Annotated in this window: 20 protein-coding genes; 8 read left to right on the top strand and 12 right to left on the bottom strand. The window is 66.6% G+C overall.

The window, feature by feature from the left end:
• Positions 1 to 6: 6 nt before the first annotated feature.
• From GORHZ_RS19785 to GORHZ_RS19740, 10 genes are all read right to left on the bottom strand, one after another.
• Entirely contained in the window at positions 7 to 1,038 is a 1,032-nt protein-coding gene (locus GORHZ_RS19785) for an LLM class flavin-dependent oxidoreductase (protein WP_006336120.1), read from the bottom strand.
• A gap of 529 nt (positions 1,039 to 1,567) precedes the next feature.
• A complete protein-coding gene (locus tag GORHZ_RS19780; protein WP_006336119.1) occupies positions 1,568 to 2,428 on the bottom strand; it encodes a mycofactocin-coupled SDR family oxidoreductase in 861 nt (286 codons plus the stop codon).
• A 142-nt stretch (positions 2,429 to 2,570) separates the two neighbouring features.
• Entirely contained in the window at positions 2,571 to 3,773 is a 1,203-nt protein-coding gene (locus tag GORHZ_RS19775) for a CaiB/BaiF CoA transferase family protein (RefSeq protein ID WP_006336118.1), read from the bottom strand.
• Between the two features lie 2 nt (positions 3,774 to 3,775).
• Entirely contained in the window at positions 3,776 to 5,257 is a 1,482-nt protein-coding gene (locus GORHZ_RS19770) for an aldehyde dehydrogenase family protein (RefSeq protein ID WP_006336117.1), read from the bottom strand.
• A gap of 1 nt (position 5,258) precedes the next feature.
• Positions 5,259 to 5,729 (bottom strand): MaoC family dehydratase, encoded by a 471-nt coding sequence (locus tag GORHZ_RS19765; RefSeq protein ID WP_006336116.1) that lies wholly within the window; start codon positions 5,727 to 5,729, stop codon positions 5,259 to 5,261.
• Positions 5,726 to 6,649 carry an HpcH/HpaI aldolase/citrate lyase family protein gene (locus GORHZ_RS19760; protein ID WP_006336115.1) on the bottom strand — a complete coding sequence of 308 codons (924 nt, stop codon included), beginning with the start codon at positions 6,647 to 6,649 and terminating at the stop codon, positions 5,726 to 5,728. Before GORHZ_RS19760 ends, GORHZ_RS19765 begins: the two co-directional genes overlap by 4 nt.
• A 10-nt stretch (positions 6,650 to 6,659) precedes the next feature.
• Positions 6,660 to 7,826, bottom strand: a complete 1,167-nt coding sequence (locus GORHZ_RS19755) for an acyl-CoA dehydrogenase family protein (protein ID WP_006336114.1) — start codon at positions 7,824 to 7,826, stop codon at positions 6,660 to 6,662.
• 31 nt (positions 7,827 to 7,857) lie between these two features.
• On the bottom strand, positions 7,858 to 9,513 hold the full coding sequence (locus tag GORHZ_RS19750; protein ID WP_006336113.1) for an AMP-binding protein: 1,656 nt from the start codon (positions 9,511 to 9,513) through the stop codon (positions 7,858 to 7,860).
• A gap of 50 nt (positions 9,514 to 9,563) precedes the next feature.
• Positions 9,564 to 10,334 carry an SDR family NAD(P)-dependent oxidoreductase gene (locus tag GORHZ_RS19745; RefSeq protein WP_006336112.1) on the bottom strand — a complete coding sequence of 257 codons (771 nt, stop codon included), beginning with the start codon at positions 10,332 to 10,334 and terminating at the stop codon, positions 9,564 to 9,566.
• Between the two features lie 11 nt (positions 10,335 to 10,345).
• Entirely contained in the window at positions 10,346 to 11,545 is a 1,200-nt protein-coding gene (locus GORHZ_RS19740) for an acyl-CoA dehydrogenase family protein (protein WP_040532601.1), read from the bottom strand.
• 125 nt (positions 11,546 to 11,670) lie between these two features.
• Between GORHZ_RS19740 and GORHZ_RS19735 the strand changes: the two genes are divergently transcribed.
• From GORHZ_RS19735 to GORHZ_RS29610, 8 genes are all read left to right on the top strand, one after another.
• On the top strand, positions 11,671 to 12,849 hold the full coding sequence (locus tag GORHZ_RS19735; RefSeq protein WP_006336110.1) for a thiolase family protein: 1,179 nt from the start codon (positions 11,671 to 11,673) through the stop codon (positions 12,847 to 12,849).
• A gap of 52 nt (positions 12,850 to 12,901) precedes the next feature.
• Positions 12,902 to 13,666, top strand: coding sequence for an SDR family NAD(P)-dependent oxidoreductase (locus GORHZ_RS19730; RefSeq protein WP_006336109.1), 765 nt, complete (start codon positions 12,902 to 12,904; stop codon positions 13,664 to 13,666).
• The gene (locus GORHZ_RS19725) at positions 13,663 to 14,421 is read left to right on the top strand and encodes a crotonase/enoyl-CoA hydratase family protein (protein WP_006336105.1); all 759 of its coding nucleotides are present in this window, start codon (positions 13,663 to 13,665) and stop codon (positions 14,419 to 14,421) included. The genes GORHZ_RS19730 and GORHZ_RS19725 overlap by 4 nt, the downstream gene beginning before the upstream one ends.
• Before the next feature lie 4 nt (positions 14,422 to 14,425).
• Positions 14,426 to 16,114, top strand: a complete 1,689-nt coding sequence (locus GORHZ_RS19720; RefSeq protein ID WP_006336104.1) for an FAD-dependent oxidoreductase — start codon at positions 14,426 to 14,428, stop codon at positions 16,112 to 16,114.
• Between the two features lie 26 nt (positions 16,115 to 16,140).
• Positions 16,141 to 17,157, top strand: coding sequence for an NADPH:quinone oxidoreductase family protein (locus GORHZ_RS19715; RefSeq protein WP_006336103.1), 1,017 nt, complete (start codon positions 16,141 to 16,143; stop codon positions 17,155 to 17,157).
• A 761-nt stretch (positions 17,158 to 17,918) separates the two neighbouring features.
• Positions 17,919 to 19,445, top strand: coding sequence for a hypothetical protein (locus tag GORHZ_RS19710; RefSeq protein WP_157205278.1), 1,527 nt, complete (start codon positions 17,919 to 17,921; stop codon positions 19,443 to 19,445).
• Between the two features lie 8 nt (positions 19,446 to 19,453).
• A complete protein-coding gene (locus GORHZ_RS19705; RefSeq protein ID WP_040532598.1) occupies positions 19,454 to 21,493 on the top strand; it encodes a hypothetical protein in 2,040 nt (679 codons plus the stop codon).
• Positions 21,494 to 21,683: 190 nt separating this feature from the next.
• A complete protein-coding gene (locus GORHZ_RS29610; RefSeq protein WP_217998346.1) occupies positions 21,684 to 22,328 on the top strand; it encodes a hypothetical protein in 645 nt (214 codons plus the stop codon).
• A 124-nt stretch (positions 22,329 to 22,452) separates the two neighbouring features.
• Here the strand turns inward: GORHZ_RS29610 and GORHZ_RS19695 are convergent, their stop codons facing one another.
• Positions 22,453 to 23,307, bottom strand: coding sequence for a phytanoyl-CoA dioxygenase family protein (locus tag GORHZ_RS19695; RefSeq protein WP_006336098.1), 855 nt, complete (start codon positions 23,305 to 23,307; stop codon positions 22,453 to 22,455).
• 194 nt (positions 23,308 to 23,501) lie between these two features.
• A partial coding sequence (locus tag GORHZ_RS19690; RefSeq protein ID WP_006336097.1) for an alpha/beta hydrolase occupies positions 23,502 to 23,687 on the bottom strand: 186 nt, incomplete at its 5' end.

Genomic DNA, 23,687 nt, shown 5'->3' with positions numbered 1-23,687 from the left:
GGCCGGTCACGCGACCAGGGCGTCGAAGCCCACCGCCCGCAGATCCTTCAGCGGCGCGACGACCTCACGTCCCACCCGCTCCAGGTAGCGTGCCGACTGCTCCGCGTCCATACCCGGCCAATGCGGTCGGATCAGCAACGGACCGATCGGAATTCGGTCGGCGATCGCGGCGATCTGGTCACACACCTGAGCGCCCGTCCCCAGCAGGACGTGGTCGGCGACGTTCGCCAGGAACTCGCGCTCGACCCGCTCCTGATCCAGCAGACCCATCCCCTGACTCGCATACGACACGTACTTACCGCGAGCGACGGCCGCGAAGTCGCGTAGGGCGTCGTCATAGCTGTCGGCGACCTGCAGTTCTCGGCGAAGGGGGAAGGGATTGAGTGGCAGCCCACGAGCCCGGCGCTCCTCGACGTAGATCTGCACGAGCTGCGCCACCTCGTCGACGGTCTGCTGTGGGGTGATCGTCCAGACATCACCGCTGCGTGCGGCCCGACGTACCCCGACCTTCTTCATCGCGCCCAACCAGATCGGCGGACGCGGTTTCTGGATCGGGTGGACGTGGGTCGTGACGTCATCCAGCTGCCAGAACTGTCCGTCGAAGGTGACGCGATCCTGCGTCCAGAGGGCGGTGAGGATCTCGATCTGCTCCTCGAGCATGCCGTAGCGTTTGCTGTACGGCTTGTCGAAGGCCGCGTATTCGCGCTCCAGATACCCGGTGCCCAGCCCGACGATCAGCTTGCCGCCGGTGATGATGTCGAGGGTGGCCAGGTCCTCGGCAAGCTGGACGGGATGCTGCAGCGGGCCCACCAGGACCGTCGTTCCGATCCGGACGTGATCGTCTATCTCCGCGGCCAGCCTGGCCAGGATGGGGATGGGCTGCAGCCAACGGAAGTCCGAGTACAGGAAATGCTGGCCGATCGTGAAGTGAGTAAAACCGGCACGCTGACCGGCCTCGACGTTGCGCAGCAGCAGGTCCAGGTGCTCCTCGGGAGGCGTCGACAGGGGCTGGTCGCCCAGTAGGAATCCGAACTCCATGAGCTTCTTTCGTGATCAGACGGGATGGATGGGGGAGCGGCCGACCGGCCGGTTCGTGGCCGATCAGGTAGGCGAGGGTCAACCCGCGCCTGAGCGCGATGTGATCATCGCCGGCCTCCTAGGGTGCAGCCCACACTTCTCAATCTATGATTATCATTAATGTGATCCCTACCGCAACTGCGCCGGGGTCTGCCCCGCGCCACACTTGCCGGTGTGTCGGGCGTCACGTATATATGCATATAGTTATAAGCTATTAGCCGACGGGTGACGGGCCGAGTGCCCGGCGTTGGTCTTCGGATACGGGCCGGACGATGGGTGGCCGGACAGCGGTCCGACGAGGCGCCGGCGGCGGCCGCGACCTCGCTGAACCACGGGTGACGGCGCACCACGGTTTGCGCCGTGGTCATCCGCCGACAGCACCCGGAATCCCGCCGACAGCAACGCAATCGACAGCGACAGAACCAGAGAATCCGCCGACGGCACCTCCTGTGGGTTGCCGTCGGCGATTATCCGGTGCTGTCGACGCAGCTCAGAGCGACTCTATTGGTGCCGGATTGAAGCCCGGCATGATCGTGTGGCCGGCGTCGACGACGATGTTCTGACCGGTCACCGCATACGCGCCGTCCGACGCCAGCCAGGCGGCGGCGTTCGCGATCGTCTCGGGCGGCAGGGCACCCTGGCCGGCGAGAATCCCGAAGTGCCGGGCCGCTTTGTCGTAGTCCGAGCGGTCGGCACCCGGGTGCCCCGCCATCTGGTCGTACATGCCCTGGAAGTTGGTCATCGGCGTGTCGATCAACCCGGGAGCCACCGCGTTCACCCGGATGCCCAGCGGGCCCAGCGATTGCGCGGCACTTCGCATCAATCCCAACACCCCGTGTTTGGCCGCCGCGTAGTGCGCCGCTTTCGGGTTTCCGATGATCCCGTTCACCGACGAGGTCAGCACAATGGATCCGCGCTTGCGTTCGATCATGTGCGGCACAACGGCTTTCATCGTGCGCCAGACACCCTTGAGGTTGACGTCCTGGACGTCGTCCCACATCTTCTCGTCCATCTCCCAGAACGGGGCCTGGGTGTAGATACCCGCGTTGGCGACGACGATGTCGATCTTCCCGAAGGTCTCGAGTCCTTCGGCGACAACAGAATCGAGCGCTTCGCTGGACCGCACGTCGGCGTTTGTGGCCAGGATTCGCCGGTCGAGTGTTTCGACCAGCTTCGCCGTCTGGGCGAGATCGTCCGCGGTGGCGTGCGCGTAGGCGACGTTCTCGATCGGCTCGTCGATATCAATCGCGATGATCTCGGCGCCCTCGGCCGCCAGCGTGACCGCGTGTGCACGCCCCTGCCCGCGAGCGGCACCGGTGACGAAGGCGACCTTGCCCTCGAGAATGCCCATCATTGTGTCCTGTCGGGTTTGTGATCTCGATACGCCCACTCGCCTGGCGGCTCGCGCACTACTCGATCAGCGGTTGGGGTGGAAGCGGAAGTGGGGGTCCGGCGCGACCCGCGGGGGGTCAGCGGGTCGCGCCGGAAGTGGGTCAGCCCGCGATCACGCCGGCGTCGGCGAGGCGGGTGAGCTCGCCGTCGTCGAGGTTCAGCCGCGACGTCAGCACCTCGCGGGTGTGTTCGCCGACGGTCGGGACCCCGTCGTAGATCGGGCCGTCGTAGCCACCCATGTGCAGCACCGGGCCCGGCATGAGTGTGTTCTGCAAGATCTCGTTGCCGGTGATCTCGACGAGGGTCCGCTCCCGGAAGTGCGGGTCGGCGACGACGTCGGCGGCGTCGTTGACCGGCGCACACACCACCTCGAACTTCTCCAGCGTCTCCAGGATCTCCTCGCGGGGCAGCGACTTACACCAGTCGATCACCATGGCCTGCACCTCGTCGTTGTGCTCGAGGCGTGCGGCGTTGGTGGCGTAGCGGGGGTCCTCGATGACCTCCGCACGTCCCATCGCGGCGAACAGCCGAGTGGCGATCGCCTGATTGGATGCCGCGATCGACAGGAACTTGCCGTCGGCGGACTCGTAGATACCGCGCGGTGACGCGGCGCCGGTGCTGTTGCCGATCCGCTGCTGGATCTCGCCGAGCGCGGTGTACTTGAGGAACATGTCGCCGACGATGAACATCAGCGGTTCGTACAGCGCGACATCGACGACCTCGCCCTCGCCGGTCCGGCTGCGGTTGAACAGCGCCATGGACACACCCATCGCGGCCGACAGTCCGGCGATGGAATCGGCGAACCCGAAGGGCGGCGAGGTCGGCGGGCTGTCCGGCCAGCCGTTGACATTGGCGAAACCGCTGGCGGTTTCGGCGACGGTACCGAACCCCGGCAGCAGCCGGTTCGGGCCGGTCTGACCGAAGCCCGACACCCGCGCGATCACCAGCCCGGGGTTGATCTCGTGCAGTTCCGCCGGACCCAGACCCCAGCTCTCCAGCCGACCGGGTCGGAAGGACTCGACGACGACGTCCGCGTCGGCGATCAGCCGCTTGACGAGTTCGCGCCCTTCCGGGTTGCGCAGGTCGATGCCGACCGAACGCTTCCCCGCATTCAACCGCGAGAATCCGAGCGAGAGGCCGTCTTTCTGCGGAATCCACTGTCGCGCATAATCGCCGGTGGTCGGGTCCTCCACCTTCAGCACGTCCGCGCCGAAGTCGCGGAGCATCCGCCCCGCGGTCGGGGCGGCATACATGGTGCCGAGTTCGATGACCTTGACGCCGTTCAGGGGTGCTGACTCACTCATCTTCAGATTCTCCACTGGATGTGCTTGACCTCGAGGTACTCACGCATACCCCATTCTCCGAGCTCGCGTCCGACACCGGATTTGCCGTAGCCGCCGAACGGGGCGTCGGGGCGCATCGCGCCACCGCCGTTGATCCACACGGTGCCGGCCCGGATCTGCTCGGCCACGCGGCGCGCCTCGACCGGGTCGTCGCACCATACGTTGGCGGCGAGGCCGTAGGGGGTGTCGTTGGCGAGCCGGATGGCCTCCTCGGTGTCACGGAACGGCAGGATCACCGCGACCGGACCGAAGATCTCGTTCTGCACTGCACGTGCATCGTGCGGAAGATTTCCCAGCAGAACAGGATTGACGAACCAACCCTTCTCGGGCAGCGGCTTGGTCACCTCCAGCAGCTTCTTGCCGCCCTCGGCGACCGAGTCGTCGATGAAGCCCTGCACGCGGGCCTGGTGATCGGGCCGGATCATCGGACCGATGTTGGTCGCCCGATCCCATGGGTCGCCGACGACCATCTGGTCGAACGCCGTCGCACCGGCCTCGAGGAACTCGTCATAGACGCTGTCGTGCACCAGCAGTCGGGCCAGCGCCGCGCAGCCCTGGCCGCCGTTGCGCGACCAGCGCAGGTGCATCTCGACGGCGATCTTCTGCACATCGACACCCTCGAGCACGATGTTCGGCGACTTGCCGCCGAGTTCGAGGGTCACGCCGGCGAGGTTGGCGGCGGCCTGCTCCATGATCTTGGCGCCGACGCCGTCGGAACCGGTGAACGACACGCGATCCACCCCCGGGTGCGAGGAGAGCTGCTTGCCCACCTCGGTGCCGCCGACGATGACGTTCATGACGCCCGGCGGCAGGCCCGCCTCCTTGATGAGGTCACCGAGGAACAGCGTGGTGAGCGGCGTGCGCGGGGACGGGAAGAGCACCACGGTGCACCCGGCGGCCAGCGCGGCGCCGAACTTGAAGATCGCCAGGTTGAGCGGGTAGTTGTACCCGGTGATCGCCGCGACGACGCCGACCGGGTCGTGGACCACGTCGCTCATCGTCGGCACCGGCTTGTCGTATTCGCCGAGATGTACTGTGCGGTCGGTCTTCGCAGCCTCCGCAGCCCAGCGCAGGTGCTCGTCGACGGCCATCTTCACCTGCAGGTACTCGGCAAGCGAGACCGGGGTGCCCACCTCGTTGACGATCGACGGCAGCAGCCGGTCCGCGGCCCGCTCGAGCGCGTCGGCGAAGCGGTGGATGTGGGCGGAGCGCTGCTCACCGCTCAGTGCAGCCCACGCCGGAAAGGCCCTGCGCGCGGCGGCGACCGCGGCGTCGACCTGCTCGGCGGAGGCACCGCCGACGGTGGCGATCACCTGCTCGGTGGCCGGGTTGTAGACATCCCACGTCTCACCGCCCGGTTCGACGTCCTGATCGCCGATGAGCAGGGTCCGGGTTTCCGGGACCCAGTTCTTGTCGATGGTGGTCGCGTCGTTGACTGCGGTCATGTCAGGCACCTTCTTTCAACTCGGCCGGCATCTTGGCCATCAGGCCCACCCGCTTGAGCAGGCAGACGAGTTCGTCTTTCTGGTTGTATCCGCGGTGTTCGAACCAGACGATGCCGGAGTCGTCGCGGCTCTTGGATTCCCGCTTGTCGAGGATCGTGGTCTCGGCACGCAGGGTGTCGCCGTGGAAAACGGGGTGGGGGAAACGGATCTCGTCGTAGCCGAGATTGCCGAGGGTGGTCCCCATGGTCAGTTCGGGGACGTGGAACGCACCGATGAGGGCCACGGTGAACAAGCTGTTGAAGACGCGCTGCCCGTGGATGGTGCCCTTGCAGAACTCCTCGTCGAGGTGCAGGGGCTGGATGTTCATGGTCAGCGAGGTGAACATGACGTTGTCCATCTCGGTGACTGTGCGGGTCATGGCGTGCTTGTAGTGCTTACCGACCTCGAACTCCTCGAAGTACAGCCCTCTCATCGGTTCGCCTTTCCGGCAATGATGGCGGCGGTGGTATTCCCCGTCGCTTCGCTCGCCCCTGAACGGGCCAGCCATCCGATCGCCTTGTCGTAGTGTGCTTTGTCGATGTGCAGCCCCCGGTAACGCAGAGCACCGGTGCCGTCGGCCGCGGCCGCCTCGTAGGCCTTGACCATGCCTTCGTAGAACGCGATGTCCTCCTCGGAGGGACTGAACACGTCGTTGACCGTCGCGACGTGGCTCGGGTGGATCGCGATCATGCCGCGGAACCCGAGTTGGCGTCCGCGGACCGCGAATTCCTTGAGACCGTCCAGGTTTTCGAGGTCCTCCCACAGCCCGGTCAGCGCATGCAGGCCATGCTCACGGCAGGCCAGCAGCACCCGGCTGCGGAGGTAGAGGGTCTCCAGACCCTCCGGGGTCCACTCGTAGCCGACCTCGCGGGCGATGTCGGCGTGTTCGGCCGACGGCCCGATCATCGCGCCCACCCGGGGTGACGCCCCGGCCACCTCGCGGCAGTTCTGGATCGCCTTCACGGTCTCGACGGGGACGATGTACTCGAGTCCCTCGACACCATTGCGCATCTCGAAGTGATCCAAGAGCGCGTCGTATTGCTTGACGTCGACGGCCTCCTCGATCTTCGGGGCGAAGATGCCGGTGAGTCCGGGGACGACGACGGCTTCCAGGTCACCGCCGGTCAGCCGGGTCGCGAGGGGGTTCACCCGGACGAACAGTCCGACGTCGGGGTTGGTCTGGCGCACCCGGGTGATCGCCTCGGCGACGGTGGCCCGGGCGGGCTCTTTCTGCTCGGCCGGGACCGAGTCCTCCAGATCCAGGACGATGCAGTCGGCGCCGGCGGCGATGGCCTTGTCGACCCACGCCGGCCGGTGGCCGGGGACGAAGAGGATGGAGCGGTATGGCTGCACAATATGCCTCTCAGTAGCTGCGGGGCAGGCCCAGGACGTGCTCGGCGGTGTAGTTGAGCACCATCTCCTGGCTGATCGGTGCGATGCGCATCAGCCGGGCCTCCCGGAAGTAGCGTTCCACGTGAAACTCCTTGCCGAACCCGAACCCACCGTGCACCTGCAGCGCGGCGTCGGCGGCGAAGAAGCCGGCCTCGGCGCACAGGTACTTGGCCGCGTTGGCCTCCCGTCCGCACGGCAGACCCTGATCCACCATCCAGGCGGCCTTGTCGAGCACTGCCTGGGCGGCATCGAGTTTGATGCGTGCCTCGGCGAGCTGGAAGGCGATGCCCTGGTTCCGGCCGATCGGGCGGCCGAAGACCTCGCGGTCCTTGGCGTACTGGACGCCGCGACGCAGCGCCGCCTCGCCGATGCCCAGCGCGGCATTCGCGGAGATGACACGTTCGGCGTTCAGCCCGCCGAGGATGGTTCGGAAACCATGACCGACCTCGCCGACCACGTCGGAGTCGGCGACGAACAGTTCGTCGATGAACAGCTCGTTGGTGTCGACGGCGTTGCGGCCCATCTTGGGGATCTCGCGGATCTGCACCTTGTCACGGTCCACGTCGGCGAACAGCAGCGTCATGCCTGCGGTGCGCTTGGCGTTCTCGTCGCGCGGGCTGGTCCGGCACAGCAGGAGCATCTTTTCCGCCTCCTGCGCCTTGGTGATCCAGACCTTCTTGCCGGTGACGAGCCACCCACCGTCGACCTTCTTCGCGAAGGTCTTGATGTTGGTGGTGTCGGTGCCGGCGTCGGGTTCGGTCACCGCGAACGAGGTGTGCAGCTCGCCGGTCACCACGCGCGGCAGGTATTTGCGCTTCATCTCCTCGCTGCCGTGGTGGATGATCGGCTCGAAGCCGAAGATGCCGATGTGTACGGCACTGCATCCGCCCATGCCGGCGCCCGACGCCGAGATCTCGCGTTCGACGATGGCGGCCTCGGTGACGCCGAGCCCGCCGCCCCCGTACTCCTCGGGGACGGTCAGGCCGAGCCAGCCGCCCTCGGCGATCGCGTTGTAGAACTCCCACGGAAACTCGTGTGAGTTGTCGTGCTCCATCCAGTACTCGTCCGGGAACGCCTTGCACAGCGTGCGCACGGCGTGCCGGATGTCGTCATGTGTCGGGTCGGTCGAGTAGTCCACGATGTTCCTTCAGGTGTGCGGCAGGCTGACTTCAGTGTGCTCCGGCCGGAGCGGTGGCAGGCGCGGTGGCGTCGAAGGTGTCCGGAGTGATCCCTTCGTCGCGGAGCACCGATTTGCGGACCTTCTCCGACGGCGTCTTGGGCAGTTCTCCGACGACCCGGACGAATCGGGGCCGCGCGAACGCCGGGATGCGTCCGTCGCAGAACGCGAGCAGTTCGGCCGGATCGACTTCTTCGCGGACCACGATCGCGGCCAGCACCTCGTCCTCACCGGCCTCGACGTCGGCCGGGACACCGATCACCGCGCACTCCACGACCGCCGGATGGGCCAGCACCACCTGCTCGACCTCGTAGGACGAGATGTTCTCGCCGCGCCGGCGCAGTGCGTCCTTGTAGCGGTCGACGAAGTAGAACCAGCCGTCCGCGTCGCGTCGCAGCGCGTCGCCGGTGTGGAACCACAGGTTGCGCCACGCCTCGACGGTCTTCTCCGGCATCCCGTAGTAGCCCATGCTGCACGTCCACGGGGCGATCGGCCGCACCACCAGTTCACCGACCTCGCCGACGGCAACCTCCCGGTCCGTCTCGGGGTCGACGAGCCGGATGTCGAACCAGTCGGTGGCCTGCAGGCCCGCGGCACCCGGCGGGATGTCCACACCGTAGGGCGACAGGATCGGTGCGGAGGTCTCGGTGAGGCCGAACGCGTTGACGAAGGCCTCGATGCCGTAGCGCGCCTTGAACTCCTCGACGATCGTCGACGCGATCGGGGCGGCGTAGATGCAACGCAGTTTGTTGTCGAGGTCGTCCGGGCGGGGAGCCTGCTTCCAGGCGAAGTCCATCATCACGCCGACGAAATTGGTGACCGTCACACCCGAGTCGCGGACGTGATCGATCCAGCGGCTGGCACTGAACTTCGGCCGGATGACCGCGCTGGCACCGGCCACCAGCGCCGGGAACACCGCCATGAACTGGGCGTTGCCGTGGAACAGCGGAGTCGTGGTGAGGTAGCGGTCGTCGGCGGTGAGCCGCGTCAGCGACACCACCGACTGCGCGAAGAAGTAGAGCTGCGAATGCGGCATCGCGACACCCTTGGACGGGCCGGTGGTGCCCGAGGTAAAGAAGATCGCGCCCAGCTCGTCGGCACGCGGGGCCGGCGCCTCCAGTGGCTCACCGCTGCGCAGCTCATCCCAAGCCGCGGCGGCAAAACCGTTGTCGCGCAGGGTGGCCAGCGCCGCGTCGAGCTGTCCGTTGTCGATGACCCAGAACTTCTCGATACCCCGCGCCTTGTCGCCGAGGGCGACGAAGCGCTGCGCGAACGCATCGTCGATGACCGCCCAGCGGGCGTTCACCACATCGAGCTGATGACGCAGGAACTCGCCCTCGTAGTTGGTGTTCACCGGCACCTGCACCGTCCCGCCGACGGCGGTCGCCCACCAGCTCAGCACCAGACGCGAGGAGTTCAGCGCCATGATCACCACCCGGTCGCCGCGCTTGGCACCCGCGGTATCCCAGGAGCCGGCGATCTTCTCTGCGTCGAGAAGTGCTTCGGCGTAGCTAAACTCGACGTCCTCCTCCGGCGCGAGCAGGCACGATGCGTTGGGGGTGTCGGCGGCGTGGATGCGCAGCACCGCGGCGAGCGTCCAGTCCTCCGGATTGGGGAAGTTGGGTTTCAAGTCGGTGTAGACGGTCATGAGACGAGTTCCTCGGAGTCGATGTGGTCAGAACGCGCTGGGCGGCAGCATCACTGGGCGGTGAGTCCGCCGTCGACGGGGATCGTCGTGCCGGTGACATAGCTGGCGTCATCGCTGTTGAGGAACGCGATGACCGACGCGATCTCCTCCGGTTCGGCGCCACGGCCGAGCGGGATGGTCTTGACGAAGTCGGCCGTCAGTGCCGACACGTCCGCACCCGGCTCACGTCCGAAGAACTGGGCCAGCATCGGAGTTTTGACCTGACCCGGGCAGATGACGTTGACGCGGATACCGTCCTTGGCGCCGTTGAGCGCCAGTGCACGGCCGAAGGGCACCAGCGACCCCTTGGTCATCGAGTAGATCGGGCTGAACGGCGAACCGATGAGGGCCGACGTCGACGAGGTCAGCGTGACCGAGCCCTTGCCGTTCGCCTTGCGCAGCAACGGGAATGCCATCGTCGTCGAGTAATACGCGGTCTTCACGTTGACGTCGATGTTGCGCTGCCACGCGGCATCGTCGAGCTCGAGCCCGCCGGGACCGGGCATACCGACCTGGGCGTGCAGCACGTGCAGGACACCGTGTTCGGCCTCGATGGTGTCGAACAGCGCCTGGAGCGAGGCGGTGTCGGTGGCGTCGACCCGGACGGCCTTGCCCTTGCCGCCCTTCTCCTCGATCTCGGCGGTGACCTTCTCGGCCGCCTCCTCGCTCAGGTCGGTGACGTAGACGAAGGCGCCCTCGGCGGCCAGGCGATGGCTGATTGCGCGGCCCATTCCGGAGCCGCCTCCGATGACGGCGGCGATGCGATTTTCGAAGCGGTTCATGCTGGTTCCTTTCACTTGCGCTGGTCGAAGGAACGACCGAGCATCTCGGAGACGATTCGGGTGCGTTGCATGGTCGGGGTGCCGCCGGCGAGCGCCCAGCCGTGGGCGTCGCGGTGCATCCGCTCGAGGCCGAACTCCTCGGTGTACCCGTTGCCGCCGTGCAGTTGCATGGCCAGATCGGTGACCTTCTTGGCCATCTCGTTGGCGGTGCACTTCGCGAGCGACACGTGCAGCGGGTTCGGGAGGTCGTCGCCGGTGACCACCGCGGATGCGGCACGTTCGAGCAGAAGGCGCGCCGCCTCAACCTGCAGGGCCATGTCGGCGACGGTCATCTGCACTGCCTGGAACTCGATCAGCGGCTTGCCGAACTGGGTCCGTTCCTGCACGTAGCGCATGGTCAGATCCAGCGCCCGCTGGCCGAGCGCAAGACTCATCGTGGTGTTGCCGAGGCGCTCGATGGAGAAGGTGGTGAACAGTTTTCGGAAACCACCCGGTTCGACGACGATGTTCTTCTTCGGCACCGATACGTCGTCGAAGTAGATGTCGGCCGACGGGATGCCACGGAAGCCCATGAGCTTTTCGCGGGCGCCGAAGCTGACGCCCTCCCGGTCGGCCTCGACGAGCACCGCGCCGATCCCCTTCGCTCCGGGGGCGTCGCTCATGCGGGCGTAGACGAGGTAGACGTCGGCCTCACTGCCGTTGGAGATCCAGCGCTTGTTGCCGTTGACCCGCACGGTGTCACCGTCGACGACGGCCTTGGTGGTCAGATCGGTGGCCGCCGATCCGGCGTCGGGCTCGGAGATGGCCACGGCCATGGTGATGTCGCCGGCAATGATGCCCGGCAGGAAGCGTTCCTTCTGCTCCTCGGTCCCGAGCCGCGCGACCACCTGCGCCGGCCCGGTGTTGGCCTCGAAGATCTGGAAGGCGGCCGGGCGGCAGTGGTAGGCGAACTGCTCGATGACGGTGAGCGCGTGCGACAGCGGGGCGGCCGAGCCGCCGAAACGCTCCGGCAGCGCGATCCCCAGAAACCCGAGCGACCCGAGGAACTGACGCTCGGCCAGCGGCACCGGAGTGCGGTCGGCGTCCCACTGTGCAGCCAGCGGAGCGTAGCGCTCTTCGGCCACCTGTGCGGCGAGGTCCCGGATGGCGGTCAGGTCATCGAGATCGTCGGAAACCGAGGTAGACGACATTGTGATCCCTTTCATGCTCATGATTATACTAATATGGCGTGGGTCCCAGTCAACTGGACTCGTGACGCCATTCACTTCGATCTGTGGTAAACATAATCATAGTTTACGTCACAGCGCATCATCTTTCTGAAAGACGGAGGTCAGACATGCCACGTGCGGTCATCGTGGACGCGATTCGGACGCCGATGGGCAAGGGCAAGGCCGGTGGAGCCCTCGCCGACGTTCATCCCGTCGACCTGCTCGCCCAGGTCCTCACCGCCCTCGTCGAACGCTCCGACATCGACCCGGGCACCGTCGACGACATCCTGATCGGCTGTGTCGGCCAGAACCTCGAACAGTCCGCGACCCCGGGACGCCAGGCCGCTCTGGCCGCCGGATTCCCCGTCCACGTGCCGGCGAGCACCATCGAACGCAAGTGCGGCTCGGGCCAGCAGGCCGTCGACTTCGCCGTGCAGGGTGTGATGGCCGGTGCGTACGACATCGTGATCGCCGGCGGCGTGGAGTCGATGAGCCGCGTGCCGATGGGTAGCGCGCGCGGGGACACCGACCCCTTCGGGCCCGCGGTGACCGCGCGGTTCGGTCCCCTCGTCTCCCAGGGTGTCGCCGCCGAGCTGGTGGCCGACAAGTGGAAGATCGATCGCGCCTCGCTCGACCGGTACTCGGCGCGCTCCCACGAACGGGCCGCCGCGGCGGCCGCGCGTGGTGCGTTCGCCGACCAGATCGTCCCGATCACCACGCCGACCGGGGTGGTGGACGCCGACGAGTCGATCCGTCCCGGCACCACCGCCGAGAAGCTCGGCGGGCTGCGCGCGGTCTTCGGCACCGACGCGAACCGCGAACGGTTCGGCGACATCGACTGGAAGGTGACCGCCGGCAACTCGTCGCAGATCACCGACGGTGCGTCGGCGCTGCTGATCATGAGCGAGGACAAGGCCACCGCCCTCGGAGTGACGCCCCGTGCACGAATCGTGGCGTCCGCGGTCCTCGGCGACGATCCGATGATGATGCTGACCGCGCCGATCCCGGCGACCCGCAAGGTCCTCGGCAAGGCTGGGCTCACCGTCGACGACATCGCCACCTTCGAGGTCAACGAGGCGTTCGCCTCGGTGCCGCTGGCGTGGCAGCACGAACTCGGCGTCGCCGACGACGTGCTCAACCCGGTCGGCGGCGCGATCGCCCTCGGACATCCGCTCGGCGCCTCGGGCGCACGGATCATGACCACGATGATCCACCACCTCGTCGGCACCGGCGGGCGTTACGGCCTGCAGACGATGTGCGAGGCCGGTGGGATGGCGAACGCGACCATCGTCGAGTCACTCGCCTGACCCTCTGTTCAAGCAACCCAAGATCACTCATCAGAGAAGGGATTTCACAGACATGGAGTTGACCAACTCGTCGGCGATCGTCACCGGCGGCGCGTCCGGCCTCGGCCTGGCCACCGTCAAACGGCTGATCGCCGCCGGAACCCACGTCGTCATCGTCGATCTGCCGCAGTCGCAGGGCAAGGACGTCGCGCAGGAACTCGGTGACCTCGTCCAGTTCGGCCCCGCCGACGTCGCCGACCCGGACGCGGTGAACGCCGCCCTCGACCTCGCCGAATCCCGCGCACCGCTACGCACCGCCGTGCACTGCGCGGGCCGCGGCGGCACCGTCCGGGTCGTCGAGCGCGACGGCAACCCGGGGTCTCTGGAGATGTACTCGTCGTTGATCGAGACCAATCTGATCGGCAGCTTCAACGTGTTGCGGCTCGCCGCGGCGCGCATGGTCGGCAACGATCCTGTCGACGGCGAACGCGGTGTGGTCGTCATGACCGCCTCGGTTGCCGCGTGGGAGGGTCAGATCGGCCAGATCCCCTACGCTTCGGCGAAGGCCGGCGTGGTCGGCATGACGCTGGTCGCGGCCCGCGACCTGGCCCGGAAGCTGGTGCGGGTCAACAGCATCGCGCCCGGCATCTTCGACACCCCGATCCTGTCGCGGTTCTCCCAGGACATCAAGGACGGTCTGGCCGCACAGATCCCTCACCCGGCTCGGCTCGGTGAGCCGGACGAATACGCCCGACTCGCGATGGCCATCATCGACAACCCGATGCTCAACGGTGAGGTCATCCGGCTCGACGGAGCGATCAGGATGGCACCGAAATGACCGTGACGACCGAGACCAAGGACGGCGTGCTGATCGTCACCATCGATCGCCCCGAGGTCAAAAACGCCATCAACACCGCGACCGCACAGGCGATCGCCGACGCGATGGACACCCTCGACAACACGCCGGAGCTGACCGCCGGGGTGCTCACCGGCGCGGGCGGAACCTTCTGCACCGGCATGGATCTGAAGGCCTTCCTGGCCGGCGAACGGCCATCGATCGAGGGACGCGGGTTCGCCGGCGTCGCCCAGACCCCGCCCGCGAAACCGCTCATCGCCGCCGTCGAGGGCCACGCGATCGCGGGCGGCTTCGAGATCGTGCTCGCCTGCGACCTCGTCGTCGCCTCGCAGACCGCGAAATTCGGTCTGCCCGAGGTCAAACGAGGCCTGCTCGCCGGCGGCGGCGGACTTCTCCGGCTGCCCGAACGTGTCTCGTACGCCCTGGCCATGGAGTGGGCGCTGACCGGTGACTTCGTCGGCGCCGAGGAGGCCCGCGCGGCCGGGCTCGTCAGCCGGGTCACCGAACCCGGTGAAGCCCTCGCCGGTGCGGTCGAACTCGCGCTGCGGATCGCCCGCAACGGACCGCTCGCGGTGCGCGGCACCAAGGAGATCATGACGAAGGCGCGTGACTGGTCCAACGAGGAGCGGTTCGCCAAGATGTGGGAGATCTACGAACCCATCCGGTCGTCGGAGGATGCCCGTGAGGGCGCCACCGCGTTCCGCGAGAAGCGCGCCCCGAACTGGAAGGGCCGGTGACCCGATGACCCACATCATCACCCAGCCCTGCTGCAACGACGCGAGCTGTGTCCCGGTCTGCCCGGTCAACTGCATCCACCCGACCCCGGCCGAACCCGAGTTCCTCACCGCCGAGATGCTCTACATCGACCCGGAGGCCTGCATCGACTGCGGAGCCTGCATCGAGGAGTGCCCGGTCTCGGCGATCCTCCCCGACGATCAGCTCACCGAGCGCGACGAACCGTATTTGCAGATCAATGCCGACTACTACACCGACCACGACGGTGACGGCGGTCTGCTGCGCCCGGCGAAGTCCGAACCACTTCCCGACGGCGAGCTGCACGTCGCCATCGTCGGCGCCGGTCCGGCCGCCTTCTACGCGGCCGAGGAGCTCGTCCGGCGCGGGCCATCGGTCCGTGTCGACATGTTCGAACGTCTGCCCACCCCATACGGATTGGTCCGCGCCGGCGTCGCTCCCGACCACGCCTCGACCAAGGGCGTCGAACGGGCGTTCCTGTCGGTGGCGCACAAGAAGAACTTCGAGTACTTCTTGTCCGTCGAGGTCGGCCCGCGCGAATCCGGTGCGGCAATCACCCACACGGAGCTCGCCGAGCGCTATCACGCGGTGGTCTACGCGAGCGGCGCGTCGACCGACAAGCGTCTCGGCATCGACGGTGAGGATCTGCCCGGGTCGATCGCCGCGACCGACTTCGTCGCCTGGTACAACGGGCATCCCGATCACGCCGACGCCACCTTCGACCTGTCCTCGGAGCGGGCCGTCATCGTCGGAAACGGGAATGTGGCGCTCGATGTCGCGCGGATCCTGTTGACCGACCCCGACATCCTGGCGAAATCCGACATCGCCGATCACGCACTGGAGGCGTTGCGTGAGTCGAGGATTCGTGAGGTCGTACTCCTCGGCCGGCGGGGCATCGCGCAGGCCGCGTACACCAACTCCGAGTTCCTGGCCATGGGGCTGCTCGATGGTGTCGACGTCGTCATCGACGCCGATGAACTCGTCGTCGACGACGACACACAGAGCGCCGCCGACGCCGGGACCCTCGACTCCACCATCGCCACCAAGATCCGGCTCGCACGGGAGTATTCGGAACAATCCGCGACACCTGGCAACAAACGTGTCGTGTTCCGCTACCTGGTGTCGCCGATGGAGCTCGTCGGCACCGACAAAGTGGACTCAATGCGATGTGTCCGAAACGAATTCGCCGATGGTGACGGCGCGCGGGTGCGACCCACGTCGGAGACCTTCGCCCTCGACACCGCCATGGTCGTGCGGGCCATCGGGTATCGCGGCCTTCCGGTCGACGGCCTGCCTTTCGACGAGGCCCGCGGCATCGTGCCCAACGAGGCCGGACGAGTGGTGACGGCCGACGACCGGCAACCCGTGCCCGGCGTGTACGTGGCCGGCTGGCTCAAACGCGGCGCCACCGGCGGCATCGGGATGAACCGGGTGTGCGGGCACGAAACCGCCGCCGCCGTCCTCGCCGACCACATCGACGGCCGGCTGCCGACGCCGTCGGGTGACCGCGACGAGGTACCCGCGCTGCTCACCGAACGGGGGGCGCGCCGCATCGATGGAGCCGGCTGGAAGAACATCGACAAGGCGGAGAAGTCGGCCGGTCGCGCGGCGGGTCGTCGTAGGGTCAAGCTGGTACGAGTGCCCGAACTCCATCTGGCGGCCGTGGGTTCGGCCTGACGGTTTGGGGCCTCAGAAGGAGAATCATGCGAGCGTGGCGGGTGAAGGATCTCGGCGAGCCCCGGGACGTGCTCGACCACGACGAGGTCGCCGTGCCCAGTCCGGAAGCCGGCCAGATCCTGGTGAAGGTGCGGGCCGCTCCGGCCAACTTCCCGGACGTGCTGATGTGCCGCGGGATCTACCAGGTGCGCCCGGAGTTGCCGTTCACCCCCGGCGTCGAGCTGTGCGGTGAGGTGGTGGAGGTCGGCTCGGGCGTCACCGAACACGCCGTCGCCGATCGCGTCGTCGGGAACTCGGCGATGCCCGACGGCGCCTTCGCCGAGTACGCCCTGATGGATGCCTTCGCCGCCTATCCGGCTCCCGCGGCACTCGACGATGCCGAGGCGTCGTCGCTGACGATCGGGTACCAGACGAGCTGGTTCGCGCTGCATCGTCGGACCCATGTCGCACCGTCGGACGTGGTGCTCGTGCACGCCGCCGCCGGCGGGGTCGGCAGCACGGCAGTGGAACTGGCCAAGGCGGCCGGCGCCACCGTCATCGGGGTCGTCGGCGGCCCGGAGAAAGCCGAGTATTGCCGGGCGCTCGGCGCCGATGTCGTCGTCGACCGCTACACCGCCGACTTCGTCGACGTGGTTCGCGACGTCACCGACGGCCGAGGCGCCGACATCATCTACGACCCGGTCGGTGGTGACACGTTCGACCGGTCGACGAAGTGCATCGCGTTCGAGGGCACGATCCTGGTGATCGGCTTCGCCGGCGGTCGGATCTCGGAGACGAAACTCAACCATGCGCTGCTGAAGAACTACTCGATCGTCGGCCTGCACTGGGGGCTCTACAAACACAAGAACCTGCAGGCCGTCCGCGACTGCCACACCGAGCTCACCCATCTCGCCGACACCGGAGTGATCAAGCCGCTCATCAGCGAGCGCCTCGGCTTTGATCAGGTTGCCGACGGGGTGGCGCGGCTCGGTGACGGGAGCACCGTCGGGCGCGTGGTGTTCGAGATCGCGGTCGGAGATACCGGGACGGGTGGGCGGTTCTGAGACCTCTGGAAACCACGTTCGAAACAGAATTCACCTTCCTAGCATCGGAAGGCGAATTCTCCGTTCCGAGGTGGATTCCCGGCTGTTCTCGACGAGGACAATCGCGGCCGAGCAGTGGCCGGCATCAATCCCAAGGATGTCGTAGCGAGGCCTTCGCCGACGACCAGGCGCCGCCACCCCGATCGACGCCTGGTCCGCCACGCCGAAGTCATCTCCGTCCGCCTGACGGTAAGGCTTGAACGGACCGTAACCCCTGCAGCGGGGTCGCGTGTGCGCACGCGACCCCGGTTGTACTACGCATTCCCGCAGAGCAACCTGAGAAGGTGGCCAGGGACGACAGGCAGGTCCAGAAGCCCACGCTGCTCCATCCGGGTAGACGCCCCAACAGGGCGGCGATACCGGCATGGGCAGGGTCGATCCTCGACGGGTTCTTGGAGACCGAGCGCCGGGTACGGCGGGCTGTGCGATCGTCCCTCGCTACGTTGGACGCGGCAGTCCCCAGCGATCTACACCCCCGGGCAGTCGAAACCCTCCCCTATGTCTTCGCGTTGTCGGCTGCGGTCAGTGTGGTGGTCATTGGTGTTGTCCACCTCACCCTGTGGTGGGCAGTGGGCGCGGTTCCCGTGGTCGTTCAGGTCACCGGCGTCGTGTTCGGAATGTTGCTGGCAGCCCCGAGTCTCATCCTATTGGGATGGGTCTCCTGGCGGATCCGCCTCGATCCGAAGGACGCCAGGCCGTATCTGGTCGGCACTCTGGCATCGGTGACAACAGTCGGAGTGTGCGCGGCAGCGTTCGCCGCCCTGACCACCGTGTTGATCCGACACGGCGTCATCGACACGGTGCAGGGTGAGACACCCGGGCTCTTCGAGGTGGAAGCCTTGTACCTCTGGCACCTCGTTGATGCCGTCCCCATTCTCGGAATCACAGACGCGTTGCACTGGCCTGCCCCGGTCACCCTCTCTGACCCATCAGGCGGCGCCCTACTGCTGTCGTTCAAGATGCTCCTGCTCATCCCGCTGGTCGGAGTGCTGCTCGCCAGTCTTCGGCTGGTTCTCGATACCGTTCCCACCCAATTGGCCGAGCGGTTCGCGCGACAACCTGACAGATGGGAAACCAACGTCGAGGACGATCGGCGCGAGACCTCGGCCGGCGGCCGCGCACTGACAGCGCTGGCCCTGGCCCCATTCATCCTGCTGACGACTGCCGTTGAGCTCGCCCTGCTGGAACTCGTCGTCCGTCGCGCTTCGTTCGTCGAGGAATGGGTGGACACGCACGTGCCCGGGGCGATTCATGGGTTCGGCCACTCGGTGTCCATCTCGTGGCTGCCGCAGGCCATCGACGTGGCCGGGGCAGGCGCGATGATCGCGTTGACGTTCGTCGCGTTCGAAGTGCTGGAGATCGGTGTATTCGTCCGTGAGCACTCACGGACCAGCACGATCGGAGTGGCAGGGCTGGTCCTGTGGCTGTTCTGCCTCTCGTTGTTGGCTGCCACGGCAGTGACGCTAATGCTGCTGCACGCCGGTGTGGCGAAAACAACCACGCCGCTCACCGGCACAAACGAGATCGGGGCAACCCTCGACTGGTTCTCCTGGCATCTAGCCGAGTCCATCCCCGCTCTCGACGTGGCGAATACCCTCGGCTGGACCGTCGAGGTCCAGTACGTCGACCCCTGGACCGGCACCGTGCTCGTCGCGATGCGGGCGATCATGGTGGCCATCCTGCTCTTGCCCCTCATGGTGGTCAGCCGGCTCCTCCTCGCGCGGGCGGCGCGGCGCCTACCCCGCTACCCCCAAGTAAATGCCGCCCGCGAATTCTCTCGCCGAGTCGGAGATGTGCAGACCACCCTCGACGCGAGCGAGTCTCACCTACGAGGCAATCTCAAGGCGACGTTTCCCGAGCTGGGTCCCTCCTACGGTGAGGCTCAGGAACTGCTCGAGGGTCTCGATCGTGCTCTCGCTCCTGTAGCGGCGCTTCTGGGCGAGGGCCGGGCCTATGAGGCCGGCAAACATACGATCGCGGCCCTCAACGCGAGGGCCGCCACGCTGGCTTCAGCAAGAAGAGAACTGCCGCATGCGAATGGGCACAAGAAGCGGCTGCGCACCATCCTCGCGAACCTGGAATCGGCACGGGTCGACGTGGAGATCGCGCGAACTGCGTATCAGAGTCTGGTCACCAAGGAATTGGCTCAAGCAAGTGACATGTCGGGAGAGCCTCTCACCGAACCGAAGAGACAACACAGTTCGCCTCCACCTGCGGGGCCGTTGACTCCGTTCCCGCGAGCGCGTTGAATTTGAATATGGTGCTTCGGGTTGCCGTACTCGGAGACTCGGCGATGTGGGGTCAGGGTCTTGCCGAGCGAGACCGGTTTGCACATCTCGCAGCGACCAAGATCGCCCAGGAAATGCACGAAGATCTGGAGGTCGTTCCCGGCCCCGGCTCGGCGCCGGCGCGCGGCGCGGCACGATCGGGTTCGAAGCTTAAGGCAGCCAGCGCCGACGGTACCGCGGACATACTCTTGCCATCCGGGGGCACCACCAGGATTCAGAACGGCAATCGTGCCGGTTTCGCGATGACCTTCCGTTCCCTTTTCACCTCCGACGCGCAGATGCAAGCCTTTCTCTCCGGTCAGAACGAGACCCCCGCGGCGGCATTGTTCGGGGAGAATCCAGCCACCTTCCCCACCGTCACCGACCAGATCCGCGACATCTCCTCGAGGGCGGTCGGCCCGGTCCACCTCGTGTTGATGGACGGAGGAGTCAACGACGCTGAATTCGAGGAGGTGCTGGACCCGGAGGGCCCCGACATCAACAAGATCGACGAGACCATCGAACGGGTATTCGGTCACGATTTGCCCGATGTCGTGGGGCTGGCGCGGAAGGCATTTCCGGAGGCCCTGATCCTCGTGACCGGCTACTACTCGGCCCTTTCCCCACTCTCCGATCGGGCCAGACTGAAGGACCTCTTCGAGTTCCTTTCGAAGAAGCCCGAGTGGCAACTCGCGCTCAACGACGGGGTCCAGGACTTGTACGGGATCCGAGACTTCTTGAACGGCCTCGGATTCACCAAGGACGTCGATGCGCTCGTCGAGAAGGCGATCCGCCGATCTGTTGCCGCGGCCGCCCACGCCCACCACTGGTCGCGGCGCGCGCTTGGCGCGCTGCCGTCGAGTGTCCGCGGTCCGGGCGTGGCCTTTGTCTACCCGGATTTCCGGCCCGAGCACGCTCTGTTCGCCGGTGTGCACTCGCTTGTGCACAGTGGCTACAAACCTCCCACGTTGCCTCCACCGGGCAGCCACGACCATCGCGGTGAACTCGGCGGCGGAGTGCGTGACCACAGAACCTCCGCCCACGTCGTCGACGATGACATGCTTCGCGACCGCCTGGCCAGCATCCCTCGCTTGCGATTGCTGAACACCTACCGGAGGCTGCACTTACTGGTGTCAGAGACGATCCTCGCCGCGGCCATCCCTGAAACCCCCGCGAGCAGATCGGATATCGTCACGCAAATCGCTCCCGTGTTGCGTGAGACGGACTTGCCCAGTCAGATCCTCGCTGCCGCCGACGAGCTTGAGCACGGGACGCAGCTCAGCGTTGCGTTGCGTCACCTCGCCGATGCGCTCGGCTCGGAGATCGGCCGTATCGAGACTGCAATGATCGCCTCATTCATCCACCCCAACCCGGCCGGGGCGCGGCGGTACGCCGATCGGATCGTGACCGCGCACCGACTCCACGAAAACTTCTCCCTGCGTGCGGCTCTTCGAGGACTCGCCTCTGGAAATACGACAGGCGTGGCTATATCCGCACTGCGACAACATGGTGTTGATCTATCCCGCGGACTCCGCCAACTCGAGTTGATCGCCTACATCGACTCGGTCGCGTTGCAGCTCACCGGGCTCGAAGAGATACCTGGGGGTCTGGTGGTCGCATCGAATGTGTTCTTTCGCCGCGCGCACCTGACGCTGGGGCCGCGACTCTCTTTCGACGTGGCGATCCCGTTGGGGGTCCCCGAGGTTCTACGTGCCTTCGACACGAACGCCGACGTCCGACTCGCCGACATCACCACGGTGTCGATAACCGGCGTTGGCCCGTTCGGTGAGCTGGTGCTGTACCTCAACGGCCAGGAATTGCTGCGGGCACCCCGCGCGGCAGGAAAGGAAGTGCACGACACAGTCACCTTCCGTCTCGATGTACCGGTCCGCGACCACCGCGGCGGGCACGCCACCGCGCGCGACCACCGTAGCGGGCAAGGTCGCGTGCGCGATCACCGTAGCGGGCAGGGTCCCGTGCGCGATCACCGTGGCGAGCTGCCGGGAGCGTCCGACCATCGCACGCACTGAGGGTGCACCACGAACGCAGCAGAGCCTTCGCTCTATCGGGAGAGGATCAGAGATGTCCACAAATCTGCGGGTTGAGCAGGCGTTGGAGAAGTTGCAGGCCCAGGCTGTTCAAGACGGTACGGGTGGGTCCAGCCCACTCGCACTGTCTTTGACCGCAGTTGGGATCGGTACGACCAGCCCGTCAGCCCTATTGGCGGTCGGCGGGGATGTCCACCTGGAGAAGAGCGGCAGTCCGAAGCTGAGTATCCGTTCTCGCGGCCACGGTACTCAGCACTACAGCGTGCGTGTGACCAACGCCCGCGACGGGGACGGGGCCGATGCACGATGCTTTGTCGTCAGGAATGAGGACCATGGCCGCGATGAGATCATTCTGGATGCCGCCGGCAACGTCGCCTTCTCCGGCGACGTAGTGCTCAGCGGCGCCGACTGCGCGGAGGACTTTGAGGTCGTCTGCGCTGACGATGTCGCGCCCGGTGACGTGATGGTGATCGACGAAGGTGGCAGGCTGTGCGCCAGCAGTCGCATGTACGACACCCGGGTGGCCGGAATCGTCGCCGGAGCTGGAGAATTTCGGCCCGGAATGGTGTTGGGGCGCAAGGCAGGCGATGGCGCGGAGGGCCGGGTGCCAATCGCGCTCGTCGGCAGGACCAACTGTCGGGTGGATGCAGAGTACGGCGCCGTCCGTGTAGGTGACCTGCTCACCACCTCACCTACACGTGGCCACGCGATGAGGGCCGGCGACCCGCTGCGTGCGTTCGGTGCGGTCGTGGGCAAGGCGATGGTCGCAATCACGGAGGGCAGGTCGTTGATCCCCGTGCTCATCGCACTGCAATAGCGCACGGAAGTCGGGCAGGACGCGGCGACGATGTCAAAGTGGGACTGTGAGGATGGCGGCAATGGGCCGACAGCGCGGTCAGCACTGGACCGGCCTCGCCCCCGGACGTACTCGATCGGTCGGCTCAGCGAGCGGCGTTCTTGACGAACTCGTCCGCTGCACCGACCGCGGGGCGCGCGCCGGCGAAAAATCCGCCGCGCACGTGACGGCGTGAGGTGTCGTCGTCGGTGGCCCGGGCGGCCGAATGCCACAGATAGCCGTCATGCAGAAGGACGTCGCCGCGTTCGAGGTAGACACCGATCTCGCCGGGCACCTTATCGAAGCCCAGCGGCATGGCGAACGGTGGCGGTTCGTCGGTCCAGCCGCGGGCCGGTACCGCGGTGTCGGGAACGGGGACGTCGTTGATATTGTGGAACGGCGCCGGCGTCGACCAGAGATGACTTCCGGGTACCACCCGCAGGAAGCCGTTCGCCGGTGAAGTCGCGTCGATATGGATGGTAAACGCCGTCGACGGCCAGATGTCGAGGCTCGGACTCGACTGCCAGTCCGAATGCCATCCGATCCGCGAGTAGCCGGACTCCCGTCCCGGTCGCGCGTCCTGATAGACGACGCCGAATCCATCACCGTCGCGTAACCAGGCCGTCTCGCCGATCAGTGCCCGGATGACAGCGCGCAGCCGCGGGTCGGCGAGGGCCTCTCTGACCGACGGTGCGAGCTCGTTCACGTATTCGACGTAGTTGCCGAATTTCTGCGCCTTGGCCGCATCGTCGAGGAACACCACCGAGCCATACCGAGAAGGCAACTCGCCTGCCACGACACGGTGTTGCGCCTCGACGCACTCACGTTCGATCGCCGCGATTGTCGACTCGTCGAGCAGTCCCCGGACGGTCGCGAAACCATTGCTGCGATAGAACCCGGCGAGGGCCTCCGCCTCGTCGACGGTGAACACTCCGATGTCCGGCTGGAACGATGAGTTCATGCAGACCGACGCTAGCGCCGGAAGCCGGGCCCCGCGCGCCGAGTTCCTGATCGTCGACGAGACCGACTCGGGCTCAGCCTGGCGGCATCGACCGCGATGCACAACATCTGGACCTCGCGGCGGCGAGAGTAATCCACTTTCATAGATCGACCAGTGGCTCGTCATCGTGCCGGGTCACCGGGTCGCTCACCCGATCAGCCCGCATACACCGAATGCGCGATGAGCTCGTCCACGAGTTCCTCGGCGCGCGGCCACGGGCCGTAGCCGACGGCGGGGTTGAGATGACCGACCTCGCCCAGGTCGACCAGACGACTTCCCCATCCCTCCGCCATACCGCTGATGCGTCGGAATCGTCCGAGCTCGTCGTTGCGGCTGGCCGC

This window comes from Gordonia rhizosphera NBRC 16068, assembly GCF_000298195.1.
Classification (GTDB): Bacteria; Actinomycetota; Actinomycetes; order Mycobacteriales; family Mycobacteriaceae; genus Gordonia; species Gordonia rhizosphera.
This window is presented reverse-complemented; position numbering and strand designations above follow the sequence as displayed.